This is a genomic window from Streptomyces sp. NPDC003036, assembly GCF_040611175.1.
Taxonomy (GTDB): domain Bacteria; phylum Actinomycetota; class Actinomycetes; order Streptomycetales; family Streptomycetaceae; genus Streptomyces.
In genome coordinates, this window is record NZ_JBEXNO010000003.1 from 26,939 (window position 1) to 47,617 (window position 20,679).

At 72.7% G+C, this 20,679-nt stretch carries 18 protein-coding genes, 2 tRNA genes and 1 pseudogene; 6 read left to right on the plus strand and 15 right to left on the minus strand.

The genetic code is table 11. The features are described 5' to 3' along the window. Positions 1–112 precede the first annotated feature (112 nt). Complete coding sequence (locus ABZX67_RS02990; RefSeq protein ID WP_355353545.1) at positions 113–706, plus strand: lytic polysaccharide monooxygenase; 594 nt, start codon at positions 113–115, stop codon at positions 704–706. A gap of 76 nt (positions 707–782) precedes the next feature. Here ABZX67_RS02990 and ABZX67_RS02995 read toward each other — a convergent pair. From ABZX67_RS02995 to ehuB, 6 genes are all read right to left on the minus strand, one after another. Next, positions 783–856, minus strand: a tRNA-Lys gene (locus ABZX67_RS02995). A gap of 85 nt (positions 857–941) precedes the next feature. Next, positions 942–1,700 (minus strand): IclR family transcriptional regulator C-terminal domain-containing protein, encoded by a 759-nt coding sequence (locus tag ABZX67_RS03000; RefSeq protein ID WP_355353548.1) that lies wholly within the window; start codon positions 1,698–1,700, stop codon positions 942–944. A gap of 166 nt (positions 1,701–1,866) precedes the next feature. Beyond that, positions 1,867–2,622: an ectoine/hydroxyectoine ABC transporter ATP-binding protein EhuA gene (gene ehuA, locus ABZX67_RS03005; protein WP_355353552.1), complete on the minus strand. Its 756-nt coding sequence runs from the start codon at positions 2,620–2,622 to the stop codon at positions 1,867–1,869. Further along, entirely contained in the window at positions 2,612–3,262 is a 651-nt protein-coding gene (ehuD, locus tag ABZX67_RS03010; protein WP_355353555.1) for an ectoine/hydroxyectoine ABC transporter permease subunit EhuD, read from the minus strand. Before ehuD ends, ehuA begins: the two co-directional genes overlap by 11 nt. Further along, on the minus strand, positions 3,259–3,918 hold the full coding sequence (gene ehuC / locus ABZX67_RS03015) for an ectoine/hydroxyectoine ABC transporter permease subunit EhuC (protein WP_355353558.1): 660 nt from the start codon (positions 3,916–3,918) through the stop codon (positions 3,259–3,261). Before ehuC ends, ehuD begins: the two co-directional genes overlap by 4 nt. Beyond that, on the minus strand, positions 3,915–4,802 hold the full coding sequence (gene ehuB, locus ABZX67_RS03020) for an ectoine/hydroxyectoine ABC transporter substrate-binding protein EhuB (RefSeq protein WP_355353561.1): 888 nt from the start codon (positions 4,800–4,802) through the stop codon (positions 3,915–3,917). Before ehuB ends, ehuC begins: the two co-directional genes overlap by 4 nt. Positions 4,803–4,884: 82 nt before the next feature. Here ehuB and ABZX67_RS03025 point away from each other — a divergent pair, with 82 nt between their 5' ends. The 3 genes from ABZX67_RS03025 to ABZX67_RS03035 all read left to right on the plus strand — a co-directional run bounded on the left by ABZX67_RS03025 (position 4,885) and on the right by ABZX67_RS03035 (position 8,711). Next, positions 4,885–5,622, plus strand: a complete 738-nt coding sequence (locus tag ABZX67_RS03025) for a decarboxylase (RefSeq protein ID WP_355353564.1) — start codon at positions 4,885–4,887, stop codon at positions 5,620–5,622. Between the two features lie 100 nt (positions 5,623–5,722). Further along, positions 5,723–6,799, plus strand: coding sequence for an LLM class flavin-dependent oxidoreductase (locus tag ABZX67_RS03030; protein WP_355353567.1), 1,077 nt, complete (start codon positions 5,723–5,725; stop codon positions 6,797–6,799). Positions 6,800–7,022: 223 nt separating this feature from the next. After that, on the plus strand, positions 7,023–8,711 hold the full coding sequence (locus tag ABZX67_RS03035; RefSeq protein ID WP_355353570.1) for a glycosyl hydrolase family 18 protein: 1,689 nt from the start codon (positions 7,023–7,025) through the stop codon (positions 8,709–8,711). A gap of 64 nt (positions 8,712–8,775) precedes the next feature. On the opposite strand, the gene ABZX67_RS03040 is transcribed toward ABZX67_RS03035, so the two are convergent. Next, complete coding sequence (locus tag ABZX67_RS03040) at positions 8,776–10,512, minus strand: EAL domain-containing protein (RefSeq protein ID WP_355354085.1); 1,737 nt, start codon at positions 10,510–10,512, stop codon at positions 8,776–8,778. A gap of 465 nt (positions 10,513–10,977) precedes the next feature. On the opposite strand from ABZX67_RS03040, the gene ABZX67_RS03045 reads away from it, so the two are divergent. Beyond that, positions 10,978–12,219: a M6 family metalloprotease domain-containing protein gene (locus tag ABZX67_RS03045; RefSeq protein ID WP_355353573.1), complete on the plus strand. Its 1,242-nt coding sequence runs from the start codon at positions 10,978–10,980 to the stop codon at positions 12,217–12,219. 50 nt (positions 12,220–12,269) lie between these two features. On the opposite strand, the gene ABZX67_RS03050 is transcribed toward ABZX67_RS03045, so the two are convergent. The 7 genes and pseudogenes from ABZX67_RS03050 to ABZX67_RS03080 form a co-directional block, all read right to left on the minus strand. Continuing rightward, positions 12,270–12,343, minus strand: a tRNA-Lys gene (locus ABZX67_RS03050). Further along, a pseudogene (locus tag ABZX67_RS03055) lies at positions 12,334–12,860 on the minus strand (bifunctional DNA primase/polymerase). Before ABZX67_RS03055 ends, ABZX67_RS03050 begins: the two are co-directional and overlap by 10 nt. Positions 12,861–12,998: 138 nt before the next feature. Beyond that, positions 12,999–13,355: a hypothetical protein gene (locus ABZX67_RS03060; RefSeq protein WP_355354088.1), complete on the minus strand. Its 357-nt coding sequence runs from the start codon at positions 13,353–13,355 to the stop codon at positions 12,999–13,001. A gap of 229 nt (positions 13,356–13,584) precedes the next feature. Beyond that, positions 13,585–14,928 (minus strand): AAA family ATPase, encoded by a 1,344-nt coding sequence (locus tag ABZX67_RS03065; protein WP_355353576.1) that lies wholly within the window; start codon positions 14,926–14,928, stop codon positions 13,585–13,587. Continuing rightward, positions 14,925–16,532, minus strand: a complete 1,608-nt coding sequence (locus ABZX67_RS03070; RefSeq protein ID WP_355353579.1) for a hypothetical protein — start codon at positions 16,530–16,532, stop codon at positions 14,925–14,927. Before ABZX67_RS03070 ends, ABZX67_RS03065 begins: the two co-directional genes overlap by 4 nt. 28 nt (positions 16,533–16,560) lie before the next feature. After that, entirely contained in the window at positions 16,561–17,712 is a 1,152-nt protein-coding gene (locus ABZX67_RS03075; protein ID WP_355353582.1) for a hypothetical protein, read from the minus strand. Next, positions 17,645–18,520, minus strand: coding sequence for a phosphatase PAP2 family protein (locus ABZX67_RS03080; RefSeq protein WP_355353585.1), 876 nt, complete (start codon positions 18,518–18,520; stop codon positions 17,645–17,647). The genes ABZX67_RS03075 and ABZX67_RS03080 overlap by 68 nt, the downstream gene beginning before the upstream one ends. Before the next feature lie 133 nt (positions 18,521–18,653). On the opposite strand from ABZX67_RS03080, the gene ABZX67_RS03085 reads away from it, so the two are divergent. Then, positions 18,654–19,250 carry a histidine phosphatase family protein gene (locus tag ABZX67_RS03085; RefSeq protein WP_355353588.1) on the plus strand — a complete coding sequence of 199 codons (597 nt, stop codon included), beginning with the start codon at positions 18,654–18,656 and terminating at the stop codon, positions 19,248–19,250. Positions 19,251–19,299: 49 nt separating this feature from the next. Here the strand turns inward: ABZX67_RS03085 and ABZX67_RS03090 are convergent, their stop codons facing one another. Then, the gene (locus tag ABZX67_RS03090) at positions 19,300–20,661 is read right to left on the minus strand and encodes a tetratricopeptide repeat protein (protein ID WP_355353591.1); all 1,362 of its coding nucleotides are present in this window, start codon (positions 20,659–20,661) and stop codon (positions 19,300–19,302) included. Between the last annotated feature and the right edge of the window lie 18 nt (positions 20,662–20,679).

A 20,679-nucleotide genomic window follows, 5' to 3' on the forward strand; every position in this document is an offset into this window, starting at 1 on the left:
GGTCCAGACCAAAGCCCGGTCTGGATCGCACCACCGCACCACCGCACCACCACGCGCGCGCGTGTGCAGCACGGCTCATGGAACTTCCCCCACGTTCACCTGGAGCACCAGCATGCGAAACCGCACGATAGGCGCGGCCGTGGTGGCCCTCGGCGTCGCCGGAGCCTCTCTCCTCGCTACCGGCAGCGCCAGCAGCCACGGCTACACCGACTCACCCATCAGCCGCCAGAAGCTCTGCGCCAACGGCACCGTCACCAACTGCGGCGCCATCCAGTGGGAGCCGCAGTCGGTCGAGGGTCCCAAGGGCTTCCCGGCCGGCGGACCCGCCGACGGCAAGATATGCGCCGGCGGCAACTCCACCTTCGCCCAGCTCGACGACCCGCGGGGCGGGAACTGGCCCGCCACCAAGGTGGCCGGAGGTCAGAGCCACACCTTCCGCTGGCAGTTCACGGCACGGCACCGCACCACCGATTTCAAGTACTACATCACCCGTAACGGCTGGAACTCCAGCGCTCCGCTCACCCGCGCGGCCCTGGACCCGCAGCCGTTCCTGACGGTCCCGTACAACGCCCAGCAGCCGCCGTCCACGCTCTCGCACAGCGGGACGATCCCCAGCGGCAAGACGGGCAGGCACCTCATCCTCGCCGTCTGGACGATCGCCGACACGGGGAACGCCTTCTACGCCTGTTCGGACGTCCAGTTCTGAGCCGTGTGCGCACCTGGACACCCGCAGCACCCGCACGAAAAAGCCCCTCGCTCTCGCGAGGGGCTTTTCCCGTCTGTGCGCCGCCAGGGACTCGAACCCCGGACCCGCTGATTAAGAGTCAGCTGCTCTAACCAACTGAGCTAGCGGCGCCTGCTGACAGAGTTAATACTACCTGGTCCGAGGTGTGCTTCTGGCCGTGAGGGCGTGAGCTGGCTCACATCGGGCGCGTGCAGGTTTAAAGCGTCAGCGAGAGCACCACCGGCGCCGCCTTGCGGTTCAGCGCGTCGGCCGCCGAGCGCAGCCGGTGCGCGTGCTCGATCGGGAGCGAGAGCGCGAGGCAGCCCACGGCCGAACCGGCGGTCAGCGGGACCGCCGCGCAGACCGTGCCCACGGCGTACTCCTGGAGGTCCAGGACGGGGACGGTCGGCGGCTGGCTGTCCAGCTTGGAGAAGAGCACCTTCTCGCTGGTGATGGTGCGGGAGGTGAGCCGCGCGATCTTGTGGCGGGAGAGGTGGTCTCTGCGCCCGTTCACGTCCAGCTGCGTCAGCAGGCACTTGCCGACCGCGCTCGCGTGCGCGGCGGAGCGGAAGTCGACCCACTCGTTGACCTTGGGCGTGTGCGGCCCGTCCGCGACCTGGGTGACCTTCACCTCGCCGTCGATGTACCGGCTGATGTAGACGGCGGCGCCGAGCGAGTCGCGCAGCTCGGTCAGGGTCTCCTGGAGCTTGTTCTGCAGGGCCTCGCGGCGGGTGGCGCCGGAGCCGAGCAGGACGAGGGAGTCGCCCACGACGTACGCGCCGTCGGAGACCTGCTCCACGTACCCCTCGCGGCGCAGCATCAGGAGCATCGGGGCCAGGTGGCCGGTCGGGAGTCCGGTCTCGCGTGCGATCTGGACGTCGGTGACGCCTCCGGGATGCCGGGAGATCGTTTCGAGGACGCGCAGGGCGTAGTGCACCGAATGGAACGGCGCGGTCGGCTCGGGCTTCGGCGCCACGGTTTCCCCCTACCAGGTTGTGACCGCATGCTTCTGTACCACGATAGCCGCCAAGAACCGTTTCAGGAGGTCCCGTTGGCAAGAAAGTGTCCCGTCCCGGGGTCATATGCAGGGACGGGACACTCTGGCATATGCCAATGGCCTAGTTCCGGCGCAGAGCGGGAGGTCAGAGCACCGCACCGAGGAAGTCGCGCGTGCGGTCGTGCTCCGGATCGGAGAAGATCCGCTCCGGCGAACCCGACTCGATGACCTTCCCCGCGTCGAACATGAGCACCTCGTCCGAGATGTCGCGGGCGAAGTTCATCTCGTGGGTGACGCAGAGCATGGTGATGTCCGTGGACCGGGCGATGTCCCTGAGCAGGTCCAGCACCCCGGCCACCAGCTCCGGGTCGAGCGCCGAGGTGACCTCGTCCAGCAGCAGGACCTGCGGCCGCATCGCCAGCGCCCGCGCGATCGCCACCCGCTGCTGCTGGCCGCCCGAGAGCTGAGCCGGTCTCGCGTCGCACTTGTCGGCGAGCCCCACCATCTCCAGCAGCTCCCGGCCGCGCTCCACCGCCTCGTCCTCCTCCAGGCCCAGCACACGCACCGGGGCCTCGGTGATGTTGCGCAGCACCGACATGTTCGGGAAGAGGTTGAAGTGCTGGAAGACCATCCCGATCTTCTTGCGCGTCTCGCGCCGCTGCTTCTCGTCGGCCGGGAAGAGCCGGCCGCCGTTCACGCGGATGGTGCCCGCGTCGGGCTTCTCCAGCGTCATCAGCATCCGCAGGATCGTCGTCTTGCCCGAGCCGGACGGGCCGATGAGCGTGACGTGCCGGCCCGCCTCGACCGAGAAGCACAGGTCGTCGAGGACGGTGTTCTCGCCGAAGCGCTTGGTGACGTTCTCGAAGGTGATCAGCTCGGTGGACGGGGAGTCAGTGGACAAGGCGGCGCTCCAGGGCTCGTACGAGAAGGGATGCCGGATAGGCGATGAGGATGAAGGCGACACCGACGACCGTCAGCGGCTCGGTGTACTGGAAGGTCGCCGCGCTCTCCAGCCGGGACTGCTGGAGCAGCTCCAGCACGCTGATTCCGGCCAGCAGCGGCGTGTCCTTCAGCATCGCGATGACGTAGTTGCCCAGCGCCGGCGCCACGCGGCGCAGCGCCTGCGGCAGGATCACCGCGAGCCAGGTGCGGTGGGCCGGCAGGCTCAGCGCGGTGGCGGCCTCCCACTGCCCGGCCGGTACGGCGTCGATCCCGGCCCGGTACACCTGCGCGGTGTACGTCGAGTAGTGCAGCCCGATCGCGAGCGTGCCGGTGGTGAGGGCGGAGAACTGCACCCCCCACTCCGGCAGTACGAAGAAGAGGAAGAAGAGCTGCACCAGCAGCGGCGTGTTGCGGATGAACTCCGTCACGGCGTGCACCGGCCACCGCACCAGCCGGCTCGGGGCGCGGAAACCGGCCGCCCAGACGAGGCCGAGGGTGAAGGAGATGAGCGAGCCGAGGACGAGGATCTGCAGCGTGACCAGCAGCCCGTCCCAGAAGCGCGGCATGAAGTCCGCCACCGCGGACCAGTCCCAGTTCACTTGGCCACCACCCCGACGTTCGCCTTGGTCTTCCGTTCGAGTGCCTTCATGGAGCGGGTGATGACGAACGCGATCACGAAGTAGATCACCAGGATGACGGAGTAGATCTGCGCGCTCTCCTGGGTCGCCAGGCGCACCAGGTACGCGGCGAAGGACACGTCCCCGACACCGAGCAGGGACACCAGCGCCGTGCCCTTGAGCAGTTCGACGAGGAGGTTGCAGAAGGACGGGATCATCTCGGGGACGGCCTGCGGCAGCAGGATCAGCCGCAGCCGCTGCCAGGGCGTGAAGCTGAGCGCCACGCCCGCCTCACGCTGGGCCTTCGGTACGGAGTTCAGCGCGCCGCGCACGATCTCGGCGCCGTACGCCCCGTACGACAGGCCGAGCGCGAGTACCGCCGCCCACATCGGCACCAGCTGCCAGCCCAGCAGCGGCGGCACCACGAAGAACAGCCAGAACATCAGCACCAGCGCCGACGTGCCCCGGAAGATCTCCGTGTACGCGCCCGCCAGGAAGCGGACGAAGAGCGAGCGGTGGGTACGGGCCGTGCCGACGGTGAAGGCGACCAGCGCGCCGAGCGCGGCGCTGTACACGAGCAGCTGGACGGTGGTCCAGATGCCCGGCAGCACCCAGTTCTGCCAGAGTCCTGCGGTCATCGGCACAGCTCCTCGGCGGTGAGCGTGGTCATCTCGGCCTGGGTGAAACCGAAGCGCCGCATGATGCGGAAGAGCTCGCCGCTCTTCTTCATCTTGTGGATCTCGGCGTTGAAGGCGTCCCGGAGGTCGTGGTCGGTGGGGCGGAAGGCGAAGCCGCCGCCGTCGATCTTCTTCTCGCCGTCGACGACCGCCGAGAAGGGCGCCGTCGCCTCGGCCCGCCGGCTCTTCTCCACGACCAGGCGGGCGGTGAGCGCGGTGGCCGCGAAGACGTCGACGCGGCCGGACTCGACGGCGTTCAGACCGGCCACCTGGTCCTGGAGAATGACGACGTCCTTCTCGGGGTACCCGGCGGCCACGGCGTAGTCGAGCTGCGCGTACCCGGTGGCGGTGGCGAACGTGGCCTTGGCGCGGACCGCGTCCTCGTACGAGCGCACGTTCAGGGGGTTGCCCTTGCGGACGACGAAGGAGTCGAGCATCTGGTACTCGGGGTCCGAGAAGATGACCTGCCGGCAGCGTTCCTTGTTGATGTACATCCCGGCCGAGACGATGTCGAACTGCTGGGAGTTCAGGCCGGGTATGAGGGAGGCGAAATCGGTGGCGACGGGCTGCACGCGGCCGATGCCGAGCCGCTTGAAGATCACCTTCGCCAGCTCCGGCGCCTCGCCGGTGAACTCGCCCTGCTCGTCGACGTACCCGTAGGGGACCTCGCCGGCGATGCCGAGCCGGACGGTGCCCTGCGATCTGAGCCGGTCCAGGGAGTTGCCGGAGGCGACGCGGCTGCACGCGGCGGTACCCGCGCCCAGGGCGGCGACCGCCGAGCCGAGCAGCAGGGTGCGCCGGGGTATCGGACGGGTGGTTCTGAGTCGACGAGCTGTACGGGCCATGGGCGCGCGGCTACCCGAGACCGCGCGGGGTATGCGTACGGGAACACCGACCGACAGGAGGGCGTGACATGGAGGGCGTGACATGACGACGGTCGGACTGCTCTACCCGGGGCACGCCGCCGAGGAGGACTACCCCCGGATGGAGGCGCTGCTCAACGGCCTCAACCTCCCCATCGTCCGCACCGACATCGGCGAGGACGCGCACCGCGTGGACGTCCTGCGGGAGATGGGCGCCACGGAGCGGCTCGCGGCCGGGGTCGAGGAGCTGCGGCTCTCCGGCGCCGAGTCGGTGGTCTGGGCCTGCACGAGCGGGTCGTTCGTGTACGGATGGGAGGGCGCCCACGAGCAGATCCGGACCCTCGCGGCGGCGGCCGGGCTACCTGCGTCGAGCACGGCGTTCGCGTTCGCGCACGCGGCGGAGGCGCTGGGGGTGCGGCGGGTCGCGGTGGCGGCCACGTACCCGCCGGACGTCACGGAGCTCTTCGTACGGTTCCTGGAGGCCGCCGGGCTCGAGGTGGTGGCGGCCCGGTCGAGCTCCGTCGTCACGGCGGCCGAGCTCGCCCGGTGGGGCCGGGAGCATGTGCTCCAGCTCGCCAGGACCGGCGACCATCCGCAGGCCCAGGCGGTGCTCCTGCCCGACACGGCGCTCCACACGGTGGCGTACCTGCCGGAGCTGGAGGCGGCGGTGGGCAAGCCGGTGCTCACCGGGAACCAGGTGACGGTGTGGGAGGGGCTGCGGCTGGCGGAGCGGCGCGGGGCGTGGTCGGCGGAGCTGGGGAGGCTGTTCGCGCGGGAGGGCGCGGAGGCGCTCACGAGATAGGCGTCCGGAAAGCTTCCGGACAAGCGTCCGGAATAAACGGAGAGGGCCTCATGTTGTCGATGGGTGCTGTATGCACGCATCCACGCAGGAGGATCCCTTGGTGAACGACGAAGCCGTACGAGGCGGCGACGCCATCCGCGGCACGGCGCACGGGAGCGCGCCCGTCCCGCTCTCCGTCCTCGACCTGGTCACCGTCGGCAGCGGCCGCACCGCCACCGAGGCCGTCTCCACCAGCGTGGCCCTCGCCCGGCTGGCCGAGCGGCGCGGTTACCACCGCCACTGGGTCGCCGAGCACCACTCCATGCCCGGGGTCGCCTCCTCCTCGCCGGCCGTGATCCTCGCGCACCTCGCCGCCCACACCGAGCGCATCCGGCTCGGCTCGGGCGGCGTGATGCTGCCCAACCACGCGCCGCTCGTCATCGCCGAGCAGTTCGGCACCCTGGAGGCCATGGCCCCGGGCCGCGTCGACCTGGGCCTGGGGCGCGCGCCCGGCACGGACGGCGCCACGGCGGCGGCCCTCCGTCGTACGGAACGTCTGAACGAAGGCGCCGACGACTTCCCGCAGCAGCTCGCGGAGCTGGTGCGCTTCCTCGACGACGACTTCCCGGACGGCCATCCGTACGCCCGGATCCACGCCGTGCCGGGGCCGGTGCAGGGCCCGTCGGGCCGCCCGCCGGTGTGGCTGCTCGGGTCCTCGGGCTTCAGCGCCCGGCTGGCGGGGGCGCTGGGGCTGCCGTTCGCGTTCGCGCACCACTTCTCGGCGCGGAACACCATCCCGGCGCTGGACCTCTACCGCGACTCCTTCCGGCCCTCCGCGGTGCTGGATGCTCCGTACGCGCTCATCGGCGTCTCCGCGCTCGCCGCGGAGGACGAGCGGGAGGCGCGGCGCCAGGTGCTGACGGGCGCGCTGTCGATGGTCCGCCTGCGCACCGGGCGGCCGGGCCTGATCCCGACGCCGGAGGAGGCGGAGGCGTACGCCTTCAGCCCGGCGGAGCGGGAGTTCGTCGACGGCTGGCTGTCGAACGTCGTCCACGGCACGCCGGACGCGGTACGGGCGGGGCTGGACGACCTCCAGAAGCGCACGGGCGCCGACGAGCTGATGATCACGGCCAACGCGCACGGGAGCGAGGCGCGGCTGCGCAGCTACGACCTGATCGCGGACGCGTACGGCTTCTGACCGCTGCGCGTGGTTCGGGCTCGGGAACGGGTGCACAAGATCCATAAGGGAGCCTTAAACCGCTCGTCATCACCGGTGGCGGGCGGTTCGCACGCGCCCCTGACGAGGGGTTTCGCGGTGGAATTGGTCTAGTCCTCGTTTGGTTCGGACCATTGACGCACTGTTCACGCGGCCGCTATCACTGCTCCAACTCCCGTACCGCCACCCCCCTCGGAGGCCGCACGTGCAGCACCGCAAACCCCTCGTCGCCGCGCTCACCGGCGTGGCGCTGACCGCCGGCGCGCTGGCCGCCCTCGCCGGCCCCGGCACCGCCGCCGCTGCCGCCCCGGCCGCCGCCGCGCCCTCCTCCGGCGGGGTGAAGATCGCGTACTACGACCAGTGGAGCGTCTACGGCAACGCCTTCTACCCCAAGCACCTCGACACGCGGGGCATCGCGGGCAAGCTGGACATCATCAACTACTCCTTCGGCAACATCCACCCCACCGAGCTCACCTGCTTCCAGGCCAACAAGGCGGCGGGCGACGACGCCAACCCCAACGCCGGTGACGGCGCGGGCGACTCGTACGCCGACTACCAGCGGTCCTTCTCGGCCGCCGACAGCGTCGACGGGGTCGCCGACAAGTGGGACCAGCCGATCGTGGGCGTCTTCAACCAGTTCAAGGAGCTGAAGGCGAAGTACCCGAAGCTGAAGATCAACATCTCGCTGGGCGGCTGGACGTACTCCAAGTACTTCCACGACGCCGCGAAGACGGACGCGAGCCGCAAGAAGTTCGTGGCCTCGTGCGTCAAGCAGTACATCGCCGGTGACCTGCCGGTCGAGGGCGGGTACGGCGGCCCCGGTACGGCGGCGGGAATCTTCGACGGCATCGACATCGACTGGGAGTACCCCGGTTCGCCCGACGGCCACCTCGGCAACCACTACGGCCCCGAGGACAAGCAGAACTTCACGCTGCTGCTCGCCGAGTTCCGCAAGCAGCTGGACGCGTACGGCGCCGCCCACGGCGGCAAGAAGTACCTGCTGACCGCCGCCCTGCCGGCCGGGCAGGACAAGATCAAGCACATCGAGACGGACAAGATCGGCGCGTACCTCGACTACGCGAACATCATGACGTACGACATGCACGGCGCCTGGGACGGCGACGGGCCGACGTACCACCAGTCGCCGCTGTACTCCGGCTCCGACGACCCGACCGACCCGATCAAGCCCGGCACCGAGAAGTACTCGATCGACAACGCCATCGACGCCTGGATCGACGGCAAGCCGGCGTACGGCATCGCGGGCGGCTTCCCCGCCAACAAGCTGACGCTCGGGTACGAGTTCTACTACCGCGGCTGGAAGGGTGTCCCGGCCGGGACGAAGAACGGCCTCGCGCAGCCCGCGACCGGCGCCTCCGCCGCCCGGCCCGTCAGCCAGCAGGCCGGTATCGCGCACTACAAGGAGCTCGGCGGCATCGTCGACAACGCGGCGACGACGTTCTGGGACGACCGGGCGAAGGCGTCGTACTTCTACAAGGACGGCGAGTTCTTCACCGGGCTGGACAAGCGGTCGATCCAGGCCCGCGCGGACTACGCCCACAGCCGGGGCCTGGCGGGCGCGATGATGTACTCGCTGCTCGGACTGGACGAGCGGACCACGCTGCTCAACGACATCGTGGCGGCCGTCGGTTCGTCGCCGTCGACCCCGACCCCGACTCCCACGCCGACCCCGACCCCGACCCCGACGCCGACGCCCACCCCCACTCCCACGCCGGGTGCCTGCACGGCCGCGGCCTGGTCCGCGACGGCGGAGTACACCGGTGGCGCGCAGGTCTCCCACAAGGGGCGGACCTGGAAGGCCAAGTGGTGGACGAAGGGCGAGGAGCCCGGCACCACCGGCGAGTGGGGCGTCTGGCAGGACCTCGGCGCCTGCTGATCTGAGACCCACCCCCCACGACCACCGCCCCTGCCCGGCGAACACCCCCCGGGCAGGGGCGGTTTCACGTCCCGGCGCCGATCAGCTGCGGGATGCGGTCCGGGGCCACCGCCCGGGAGTAGAGCCAGCCCTGGCCGGTGTCGCAGCCGATGCGGCGCAGGCGCGCCGCCTGGCCGGAGGTCTCGACGCACTCGGCGGTGACGGTGAGGCCGAGGCGGTGCGCGAGCTGGACCAGGGCCTCGACGATGACCTCGTCGGCCGGGTTCGGGTGCTCCTCGTCCTGGAAGCCGCGGACGAACGAGCCGTCCAGCTTGAGGACGGAGACCGGGAGGCGGCTGAGGTAGGCGAGGTTGGAGTAGCCGGTGCCGAAGTCGTCGATGGCGATCTGCACGCCCATGTCGCTGAGCGCCTGGAGGGCCTGGAGCGGCCGGCCGGCCGACCCCATGACGGCCGACTCGGTGAGCTCCAGCTGGAGGAGGTGGGGCGCGAGCCCGGTCTCGGCGAGGATCTCGGCGACGTCCGCGACCAGGTCGGAGTCCCACACCTGGCGCACGGCGACGTTGACGCTGACGAACAGCGGTTTCTCGCGCGGGTGGTCCTTCTGCCACTGCCGGGCCTGGCGGCACGCGGTGCGCAGCACCCACTGCCCCAGCTGGACGATCGAGCCGTCCTCTTCGGCGATCCCGATGAACCGATTCGGCGCCAGCGAGCCGAACTGCGGGTGGTTCCAGCGCACCAGCGCCTCGACGCCGCGTACCGTCCCGTCGGACATGCCGACGAGCGGCTGGTACTCCAGGGCGAACTCGCCGCGCTCGACGGCCGGGCGGAGGGTGGAGGAGAGCGACTGCCGCGTCATGCGGTGGGCGTTGCGCTCGGGGTCGAAGAGCGTCCAGCGGGCCTTTCCGTCGGCCTTGGCCCAGTACAGCGTGGTGTCGGCGGCCTGCATCAGGCCCGTCACGGTGGTGCCGGCGGCGGCCCGCTCGACGACCCCGATCGACGCCGAGACCGACAGCCGCTGCCCGGCCAGGTCGAACGGCCGCTGCACGGCCGCGAGTACGGACCGCGCGAGGTCGGCGAGCTGCTCCGTACCCGTCGAGTCCTCGACGAGGATGGCGAACTCGTCGCCGCCGAGCCGGGCGACGAGATGGCCGCCGCTGCGCGTGTAGCCGTCGCTGTCCGCGCACTCGGTGAGCCGGGCGGCCACGGCCGCCAGCAGCCGGTCGCCGACGCGGTGCCCGAGGGTGTCGTTGACGGCCTTGAAGCCGTCCAGGTCCAGGTAGCAGAGGCCGATCCGCCCTGATCCGCCATCGCCGTAGGAGTCGTACGCGTCACAGGAGCCGTACGCGTCGTACGTGGAGTTCTCCAGCGCGGAGGCGAGCCGTTCGAAGAAGAGCGTGCGGTTGGGCAGCCGGGTCACCGGGTCGTGCATCTGCAGGTGGCGCAGCCGCGCCTGGAGCTCGCGCCGGTCGCTGATGTCGGCGATGGACAGCAGCACGCGCCGGCTGTGCGGTACGGGCGCGACGGTGACCTCGGCCCACAGGGAGCGCCCGTCGGGGTGTTTGAGGCGGCGGGTGCAGCGGAAGCGGGAGCGGCGGCCGCGCAGGACCTCGCGGTAGGCGTGCCAGGTGCGGCTGTCGGAGGCGAGGTCGACGAGGTCGGAGGCCGGCTGCTCGCTCAGCGAGGCGGGATCGGTGCCGAGGAGGGCGGCGAAGGCGTCGTTGGCGCTGACGACGAGCCCCTTGGGGTCGACGACGGCCATGGCCAGGTGGGCGGCGTTGAACGCGGCGCGGTAGTCGCGCAGTTCGGCGTCGGACGCGGGGCCGGTACCGCCAAATTGGTGACTCTGCGTGTTCGGGAGGTCCGCGGTGTCGGGCGGTGAGACTGCCGCAGCTCCCGGTGGATGGGGCGTTCCGCTGGAGGTTCCGCTCACCGCTCGCTCCCGCAGGGCAGTTGTGACGCACAGATGTGGTCGGAATGGTCAGCCATCGAAAGTGTGCCGATCATAGAGGCTCTCGCGGCGGCCGTTCCAGCGTCGCCACTGGGTGAGAGGCGCCCGGAAGGTGTGAGCCGCCCCACCCGCACGCCCCCGGTCGATCGTTTCTGCACGGGTCTGGCCCGGGTGTGGCGCGCACCGGTCCCGCCCTGATCGGTTGTGACGTTGCGTGAAATCGGCCCGCTCACCCAAGTGGGGCAGTGGAACAGGACGGATCGCACCAAATCGCCCCAGGGTGGTGAGACGTCCCGCATCCCGCACCCGGAGGTCGACGTGGAGAGTCAGCAGACACCCGAGGGAGTGGACCGCGCACGCCTGCGGTCCACCGCCGCGGGCATCTTCTCTCTCCTGGCGCTCGCCGCGACGGGCCTCGTGGCCGGTCCCGCGTCCGCCGCGCCCGAGGCGGGGCCGTGCGCCCTGCCCCGCACCGGCGCACACCACTCGCTGGGCCTGGACACTTGGAACGCCGCCTACCCGCGGCCGGTGCGCGACCTCGACGCGGTCATGCTCTTCCTGTCCTTCCCGGACGCGCCGCCGCTGACCCACCCCGACGAGATCGCCGCCGACCACTTCCCGGCCACCAGCCGCTTCTTCCAGCGCGCGTCGTACGGCAGGTTCACCCTCCGCCCCCACCTGCTGCGCGAGTGGCTGCCGATGCCGCGGCCCTCCACCGCGTACGCCATACGGCGCGACTGGGAGCCCCACCGGCGCGCCGCCTACCTGCGCGACGCGCTCGCCGTGGCCGATCCGTACGTCGACTTCTCGCGGTACGACATCGTCTACCTGGTCGCCGACCCGGACGCGCCCGGCGTGGACTCGGACGCCACGAAGGTCGTCAACCTCGACCTCCCGCTGCGCGCGGACGGCACCGACATCCGGCGTGTCGTCACCGTCTTCGAGCGCCACCCGCCGGACCGCAACGTCCTCGCCCACGAGACCGGGCACGTGTTCGACCTGCCGGACCTCTACCGGCGGCCGACGGACGGCAAGGGCGACTGGGACACCCATGTGGGGGACTGGGACGTCATGGGCAGCCAGTTCGCGATGGCGCCGGAGCTCTTCGGCTGGCACAAGTGGAAGCTGGGCTGGCTCGGCGGGCACCAGGTCCGCTGCGTGCCCGAGGGGGAGCCGACCCTGCTCACCCTGGAGCCGCTCGCCGCCGCGCCCGAGTGGGGCGTGTCGGTGGGCACCCGGCTGGCGGTCGTCAGGACCGGCGAGCACAGCGCGCTGGCGATCGAGGCGCGCGCCGCGACCGGCAACGACGAGGACACCTGCACCGAGGGCGTACTGATCTACCGCGTACGGGGCGAGGCGTCGTCCGGCACCGGACCGGTCGAGGTGGTCGACACCCACCCGCGCACCGGCGCCTGCTGGGACCGCTCGGTGTACGCGCCGCTCGCGGACGCGCCGCTGGGGGTGGGGGAGACCTTCACGGTGCCGGGGGAGGGCACGCGCGTGGAGGTGGCGGACCGCACCGCCACGGGCGCGTGGAACGTCAAGATCACGCCCCGCTGACCCGGGCAACGAAGAAACCCCCCGCTTCCGCGAGGGGCTTCTTCCGTCTGTGCGCCGCCAGGGACTCGAACCCCGGACCCGCTGATTAAGAGTCAGCTGCTCTAACCAACTGAGCTAGCGGCGCCTGCTGACGTCGTAGACCTTAGCACCCTGTTCGGGGCGAGGAGAAATCGATAACGGCGCACGGCCCACAGCAGCACCTCGGGCCCCGGCAGCCACGGCTGCCGGGAGTCCGGCGCCACCACCCAGCGTGGCCCCTCGGTCGCACCCAGCGGCGCCGGCGGCGGCACGGTCACGGCGTCCCCCACCCCGTGGCAGATCAGCGGCGGCACGTCGTCGCCGCCCCACTGTTCCCAGCGCAGGAGCGACGGTAACCGCTGGGCCGTGCCCGGCGCGGTGAACAGCAGCATCCGCCCCCGGTGCACGGCGACCGGGCCCGAGCCCGGGCCCTCCTCCCACAGCCGGTCCAGGATGCGGCGCCCGGCGACCGCCGGGCCGCTCACGACGTCGAAGACCCGCCCGCACGGCAGGACCGCGGGGGCGGCCGGGTGCGCCGCCCAGAGCTCAAGGGTGGCGTGCGGGTGAGGGGCGGCGGAGGCGAGCCAGTCGGCGCCGTCGGAGGTGACGTGGCATACGTTCATGCCCCCACACCTACGCCTGGTGACGGCCCCGTCTCCGAGGGTTCCGGAAAACCCGGACAACCGGGTCCGCCCGGGAGTAAGGTTCGCCCACCCGGCATATGCCGTCGGCCAGCCCCCGGCCCTGGGACGGTGCGGGCCTCAGCCCCGCTCGCCACCCTGCTCGCTGTCCCGCAGCAGGTCACGCCCGAACTCGACCATCCGCTTCGCGTAGTCCTCGGTCCACTCCGCCCGCTCCGCGATGTCGGCGGCGGTCAGCCGGTCGAACCGGCGCGGATCCGCGAGCTGCGCGGCCGCCATCGCCTGGAACTCCACGGCCCGGTCGGTCGCAGCGCGGAACGCCAGCGCGAGCTCGGTGGAGCGCGCGAGGAGCTCGCGCGGATCGTCCATCGACTCCAGGTCGAAGAAGTGCTCCGGATCGGCGGCGGCCTCCGCAGGCTCGAAGAGCAGGGGCGCGGGCTTCAGCCGCCGCTGCTCGCTCCGCTCGGTCTCCGCCATGTCGCCCATCTCCTCCTGCTCCCGGCCCCCGCCCTCCGGTCGGCCACCGTCCATTGTCCCGCGCTCCGCAACCCCACCCGGCGGGGGCTTTCCCCACCCCCCTGCGCCCTGCGGGACGTCTGCCCAGGGATGGCCCGCAACCACGGACGACCCGCACCCGGAGGGGCCCCGCCCCGGACCCCGCACCGACAGGTGCCGCCCACGTGGGCGCCCGCCGGGCAGGCACCTCCTACACCGGCGCCCACCGCACCCGGTGCTCCGACAGGTGCGACAGCACCGCGTGGTTCGCCTCCCAGCCGTCCGGGAACTTGACCGTCACGCCCAGCTGCACGGGCTCCGTCGACGGGTGCTCGTCCAGCAGCTCCGCGACGCCCGCCCGGCACACCACGATGCACGCGTGCCGGTGCCGCGACGCCAGCACGCACAAGCGCCCCGTCTCCAGGTGGAACGCCGTCGCGTCCGGGCGCCCCGACAGGGGGTGGAGCACGACCGTCACGTCGTACTCCCGCCCCTGGAGCCGGTTCGCCGTGTCGACCGTCACCCCGAGGACACCCAGCTCCGCCAAGGCGACCCGCACCGCCGCTGCCTGGTCGCGGTGAGCCGTGCCGACGGCGATCCGGTCGGGGCCCAGCGGCACCGGCTCGGCCGACCGCTCCGAGACCGCCGCCCCGCCCCGGTCCAGCAGCCGCCGCACCACAAGCGCCACCGCCCGTACGGCCTCCGGGTCCGTACGCGGGGTGTGCCGGGCCGGCAGCTCCAGCAGGCCCCACCCCGACTCGGCGGCCTCGTCCAGCACCCGGTCGGGCCCCGACCCGTCCGACGCGACCCCGAAGGCCAGCCGCCGCTCACCCGGCCCGGTCCCGCTGCGGAACGGCGTGTACGGGTAGAACGCGTGCGACACCAGCGGCGCCGCCGACGCCGGCAGCCGCCACGACACCGGCAGCCGGTGCTGCGGCAGCTCGGGGTTGTGCGCGAGCAGCGTCGACACCGCGCTCGCGGACGGGTCGTACGACAGCCCCGCCCACTGCTCGGCACCCACCACCGAGAAGGGGTCCAGCTGCCCCGGGTCCCCGACGAACAGCGCCCGCTCGAAGAGCCCGGCCACCGTCAGCAGGGCGTCGGAGCGCATCTGGTACGCCTCGTCGACGATGGCGTGCCCCCACGGCTCGACGCCCTTCACGTGCGCCCACTTCGCGGCCGTCGAGATCACCACGTCCAGCCCGGCCAGGTCCGCCGCCTTCGCCGACTTCCGTACGTTGTCGAGCTTGTCCAGCGCCTTGTCGTACGGGTCGGAGTCGTTCGAGTGCAGCCGCCCCACCGGCAACTCCGGCTCCTTCTCGGCGAGCCGCAGCACCAGGTCGTCGACCTGGGCGTTGGTCTGCGCGACCACCATCAGCGGCCGCCCGGCCGCCGCAAGCTCCAGCGCCGCGCGCACGACGAGCGTCGACTTCCCGGCGCCCGGCGGCGAGTCCACGACGACACCCCGGGCGTCGCCATGCAGCGTGTCGTCGAGGATCTCCCGGGTCGCCCTGGCCGCCTCGGCGGCGGGATCGAAGGGCACGGCGAGGCTCACAGCAGGTCCTCCGGCGTCACGGCGTCGGGCACTTCCACCGCGTCGGCGCGCGGCGGCCCGCCGTGGGTCCACGGCGTCTCCTCCGGATCGGGCAGCTTCGGCCCCACCCGCTGGTCGTGCTCGAACAGCGTCCACACCAGACGGTCCCCCTTCTCCGGCACCGACCCCTCCGCCGGCTCCTTGCCCCGCCCCATGCGGTCCAGCACCCGCAGCACCAGCGCCCCGGCCTCTCCGTCCTCGAACCGGTCCTCGAACCGTACGAAATCGGCCGTCTGCGGCTTGCCGTCCAGCGACCGGTACACCTTCACCTTCTCGCCCAGGTGCGGCCGGTCGTCCGTCCGCACCGTCAGCAGCGGGCGCGGCGCCGGGCGCTTCGACTCCGTCCACGTCATCGTCACGTCCAGCACCTCGGCCACGAACGCCTCACCGGCCAGCCGCCGCCCCGCCATCACCAGCGGATCGTCCAGCGCCTCCTGCGCCTCCAGCTGCGCCTGGGCGCTCTCGCGCGCCGCGAGCTTCTGCGCCGCCGTGACGGCGTCGTCGCGGCGCGGCTGCGGCGGCTCACCGGCCCGGATCCGGTCCCGGTGGCCGGTGAACGACCAGCGGTCACGGGTCCACCGGTCCGCGACCCGGGCGCCCGGCGGCAGCTCCCGCGCCAGCTCGATCGCCCGCCACACCGCGTGCCAGGTGGGCCGCAGCTGGGTGAGGATCAGCCGCCGCACCTCCCGCTCGGCCCGGTGCAGCTCGCCGAGCCGCTCGTCGGCCGCCTCGCCGTCCTCCGCCGCCGCGAGCGCCTGCCGGGCCCGGTCGTACCGCTCGATCGCGGGCGCCAGCAGGCGGTTGTCGAACGCCGGATCGGTCGCGGGACCGGCCGGCGGGCACAGCAACTGCCCGTCCTGGTCGCGCCCCAGCTCCGCCCGCAGCGCCGCCTCGGCGCCCGACTCCCCCTCCGGGGTGTCGATCCAGGCGAGCAGCGCCCCCAGGTGCTGGTCCTCCAGCGAGGACTGGCCCGTCGCCCAGTGCCGGTTCAGCAGGTCCGTCGCCGCCAGCAGCAGCGACGAGCCCGGCACCCGCGCCCGCTCGCCGTAGTGCGTCAGCCACCGCCCCAGCAGCGGCACGCGCGGCGGCGCCGGGAACGGCGTCTCCGGATCCTGCTCGGCCGTGCGCCGGAACCGCATCGACCGCCCCAGCAGCCGTACGTACTCGACGCCCGCGCGGCTCGGCACGATCAGCTGCGGCGCGTCCGCGCACAGCTCCACCTCGACCTTGACCTTCTTGCCGGTCTCGGGGTCGGTCTCGTTGCGCTCGGCCGCCTCGACGTCGTCGGCGTACGCGTCGAGGTACGGGATGACCGCCTCCGCGAGCTCCGCGAGGAACGCGAACCGCAGGTCCCGGTCGCGCGGCTGCGGCACGACCAGCAGCCGCGGCTCCTCCGGGTCGGTCCCGACCAGCGCCCCGAGCGGAGCACCGGCCTCACCGGCGGTCGTCAGCGGCACGAGGACGAGGGGCCGCTCCGAGAGGTGCCGGTGCCGCACGGTGGCGAGCGGCTGGGCCCGCCCGGACTCGACGGCCTCCAGCCGCGCGAGAGTGGAGATCAACGACACGCGCCCACCCCCTCGGCGAGGCCCACGCTCAGCAGGGACATTCCACGTACTCCTTCGGCGTCCGCGCGGGCGCCTGTGCGACCGCCTCCGCCCGCAGCGCCGCCGCCCGCCGCAGCGCCGCCACCGCCGGGTCGTCCGGGTCACCGGCCTCGCCGCGCGCGGCCGCCAGCACCGCGCCGACCGTCGTCAGCCCGCCCAGCTCGCCCCGCACCGAGCGGCCCAACGCCTCCACGGCGCCCGCCTCCCTGGCGCGGTCGCGGCAGTGGAACGCCAGCTCGCACGCGGCCAGGCACTCCGGCGCGTACGCGTGCGGCACCGCGTCCACCGCCGCCGCCAGCTGCTCCGCCGAGCACGCCTCCACGTCGAAGGTGGCACCCTCCGGGAGGGCGGCCGCGATGTCCTCGACGCGGGTCAGCCGGGCCAGCTGCCGCCGGGTCACGGACAGCTGCTTGCGTACGTCGACCAGCGAGCCCGTCGGCTGGTTGGAGAAGTCCTTGGGGCAGACCAGCAGCACCGAGTGCGCCACCTCCGCGCCGTCCGTCAGGGCCGCGACCCGCTCCAGCGCCAGCACGTACACGGCGGCCTGGCGGGCGGCCGCGCCCACCTTCGCCGCGTCCGCCGAGCCGTCGATCATCGGGAACGACTTGATCTCGACGACCGTCCACCGCCCGTCGGGCCGTACGACGACGGCGTCCGGCTCCAGGTACGCGGGCGAACCGGCGACCTCCAGCGCGAGCATCGGGTGGTCGAGCAGCGACCACGCGCCGGCCTCCGTGGCCTCGCGCAGGGCCAGCGCCGTGCGCGCCGCGCGCCCCTCGGGCCCGGCGGCCGCGAGATCCGGCACCCGCACGTCGCCCTGGCTCTCCACGCCGAGCAGCCGCAGCAGCTCCTTGCCGCCGTCGGCCTTGACCTTGGCCTCGAAGGCGTTGCCCCGCATGAAGGCGAACTGCGATTGCCCGAAGCCCGACGGCGCGCCGAGGGCGGATGCCAGCGCGGCCTTGTCGACGCCCGCTCCGTCCAGCAGGGCGCGGCGCCGGCAGCCCGGATTGGCCGCCAGCGCGGCCAGCGCGCGGGCGTCCAGCGGATGCGGCGCGGCCGCGGGGCCGCGCAGCTCAGCGAGCCGGTGCCGGAGTGTCGTCTGCGGACGCCGATCGGGCCCGCTGCCCAGGAATTCGCTCACCCGCGGAAGTCTCGCATCCGCCACTGACAATCGGTGAAGGTCCCGGAACGGAACCCCCGCCGAAACGATCCCGCACCCCGTCGACGCCCCGCATCACCGGCCCTGCCAGTACCAGCCCCACCCCCATGACCGCGCACCCGGCGACCGCGTCGAGGAAGTAGTGGTTCGCCGTCCCCATCACGACGACCACGGTCAGCAGGGGGTACGCCACCCCGAGCGCCTTCAGCAGCGGCGTACGCCCGTACCGCCACAGCATCACCCCGCACCACAGCGCCCACCCCACGTGCAGGCTGGGCATCGCCGCGTACTGGTTGGTCATGCCCCCGAGCCCGCGCGGCGCGCTCGCCTCGCCGCCCCACCAGCCGTAGGAGCTGTACTGCGCCATGGTGTCGACGAAGCCGTGCCCGGCGGCCAGCAGCCGGGGCGGGCAGGTGGGCAGGAGCGTGAAGCCGACGAGTCCGAGCAGCGTGGAGACCATCAGCCAGGTGCGGGCGGCCCGGTACTGGAGGGGGCGGCGCCGGAACAGCCACACCAGGACGGCGGGCGTCACCAGGTAGTGCAGGGTGGCGTAGGCGAAGTCGGCGGGTATGCCGAGCGCGGGGGTGGCGGTGAAGAGACGGTTCAGCGGATGCTCGGCGTCCAGGTGGAGGGCCTGCTCGAAGCGGAGGATCGCCAGCCCGTGGTCGACGGCGGCCGCGACGTCGCCGCGCGCGAGCAGCCGCCCGCCGGAGTAGGCCGCGTACACCACCACGATCAGCAGGAGCTCGGTCCACCAGCGGGGGCGACGACTCGCGATGGTGTACGGCATCCGAACGCTCCCCCTCTATGACTACTCCTGTCATGGACGCAGAGATCCGCACCGGGGTTGCCCCGGCGTCGGCCCCCGTTCACGTACGGGATGATGGGGAGGCACCTTCTGTGAACCTTCAGGGAGAGCCCCCATGGCACCGCGCATCCTGCTCGCCCGGCACGGCCAGACCGAGTGGTCGCTGCTGGGCAAGCACACCGGCAGGACCGACATACCCCTCCTGGAGGAGGGCCGCCGGGGCGCGAAGCTGCTGGGCGAACGGCTGCGCCGCGGCCCGTGGGACGGCCTGGAGGGCGTCGAGATCCGTACGAGCCCGCTGGCACGAGCGCGGGAGACCTGCGAGCTGGCCGGCTTCGGTGAGCGCGCCGAGTCCTGGGACACGCTGATGGAGTGGGACTACGGCGCCTACGAGGGCATGACCCCGGCCGAGATCAAGGCCCTCCGCCCGGACTGGTTCATCTGGCGCGACGGCGTCCCGGAGGGCGAGTCCCTCGCCCAGCTCGCGGCCCGCGCGGACGAGGTCGTGGAGTGGGCCCGCTCGGCCGACCGCGATGTCCTGGTCTTCGCCCACGGCCACATCCTCCGCTCCATCGGCGCCCGCTGGCTCGGCGAGGACGTCTCCTTCGCGGCCCGCATCCGCCTCGACCCGACGAGCATCTCGGCCCTGGGCTGGGCGTACGGCGCCCCGGCGATCGAGCGCTGGAACGACACGGGCCACCTGGAGAGCTGAGGTCACCCAAGGGCTGACGGCGGCCGCGCGCCGCGCCCGCCACGCGCGGTCACACCCGGTCCAGGGCCGCCCGCCGGTCCAGGAAAGCCGCCACCGCCGGGGTGGAGCGCTGCGGGGAGAGGAGCCGGACCGTGTCGACGAGCATCGCGCGGATGCGGGACGACTGGACCTCGCCCAGCAGGTCCAGCACCCGCTCGCCCGCCGCGGCCGACTCCTCCAGGGCCCCGGAGCGGGCGAGGTCCGCGGCGAGCTGGGCGCGGTAGAGGGCGAGGTTCCGGGTGAAGTGCGGGTTCTGGAGGGCCGCCGCACGGCGGGAGTGCCGGGCCGCGCGGGCCCAGTCGCCGAGCGCCGACCAGCACTGGGCCTCCAGCGCCTCCAGCTCGGGTTCGCCGAAGAAGGACATCCACTCGGGGTCCGCGTCGCACGCGCCCCGCCCGAAGAGCGTGTGGGCCCGGCCCAGGGCCTGCTCGCACGCCGCCCGGTCGCCGAGGCCCGCCCAGGCGCAGGCCTCACGCAGCGCCAGCAGGGCGAGCAGGCGCGCGGAGGACAGGTGCCGGGCCGCGTGCTGGCCCGCCTGGGCCGCCCGGACCGCCTCGCGGTAGCGGTCGGCGTCCCTGGCGAGGAAGGACGTGTTGGAGAAGGCGTGCGCCTCCAGCGCCTGGTCCCCCGCCACGCGCGCGGTGGCCAGCGCCTCCGCGTAGTGGGAGCGGGCGTCCTCCAGGCGGCCCGAGTCATGGGCGAGCCAGCCCACGGAGAGGGCCAGTTCGCCGGTGCCCGCCTGCATCCGGTCGGCGGTCGACTGGCGGGCCGGGGTCCCCGCGTCGAGGAGCGCGTACGCCGTGCGGAGCGGCTCGGCGGCTCTGCGGTACAGCCCGTCCGCGCCGTACCGGTCGTCGAGCAGGCGGATGCGCCGCACCGCCTCCTCGACGGCCTCGACCTCCGTCTCGCCGAACGTGCGGCCGGCGCGCGGCGCGGGGATGGAGCCGAGACCGGCACCGGCACCGGCCAGGCCGCCGAGGCCGAGGGAGGCGGCCGCCACGGTGGCGGTACCGCTCGTCATGAATGCGCGACGCAGCACGTCGCTCTCCTCATCGTTCCGGATGGTGATCTGTGCCGGCGGTGCGGCACCGGCGGTGGCGCGGGCCGCCCGGCCGCGCACCTGCTCGCGTGCCGCGAACCCCAGATCGGCCAGGGTGAGGCCGGGGAACATGTGCAGGAACACCCGCTCGTACGCGTAGTTGGGGCAGCGGATCTCACCCGACTCCACGCGCCCGATGTAGCGGGCGTCGCAGGCGACCTGTTCGCCGATCTCCCGGGCGGCCCTGCGGACCGCGGCCGCGAACTCGGCCGGGGAGCGCCGGCCGCGCAGCCGGCGGAAGGCGAGATTGGGAACTGCCCGTGACGACGCCATGGCCGAGCCCTCTCCTGC

Coding starts and splice junctions, on each gene's coding strand:
- ehuC (WP_355353558.1), bottom strand. CDS start 3,918: ATGACCGCAGGACTCTGGCAGAACTGGGTGCTGCCGGGCATCTGGACC.
- ehuB (WP_355353561.1), bottom strand. CDS start 4,802: ATGGCCCGTACAGCTCGTCGACTCAGAACCACCCGTCCGATACCCCGG.
- ABZX67_RS03090 (WP_355353591.1), bottom strand. CDS start 20,661: ATGGCGTCGTCACGGGCAGTTCCCAATCTCGCCTTCCGCCGGCTGCGC.
- ABZX67_RS03080 (WP_355353585.1), bottom strand. CDS start 18,520: ATGCCGTACACCATCGCGAGTCGTCGCCCCCGCTGGTGGACCGAGCTC.
- ABZX67_RS03025 (WP_355353564.1), top strand. CDS start 4,885: ATGACGACGGTCGGACTGCTCTACCCGGGGCACGCCGCCGAGGAGGAC.
- ABZX67_RS03085 (WP_355353588.1), top strand. CDS start 18,654: ATGGCACCGCGCATCCTGCTCGCCCGGCACGGCCAGACCGAGTGGTCG.
- ABZX67_RS02990 (WP_355353545.1), top strand. CDS start 113: ATGCGAAACCGCACGATAGGCGCGGCCGTGGTGGCCCTCGGCGTCGCC.
- ABZX67_RS03060 (WP_355354088.1), bottom strand. CDS start 13,355: ATGGCGGAGACCGAGCGGAGCGAGCAGCGGCGGCTGAAGCCCGCGCCC.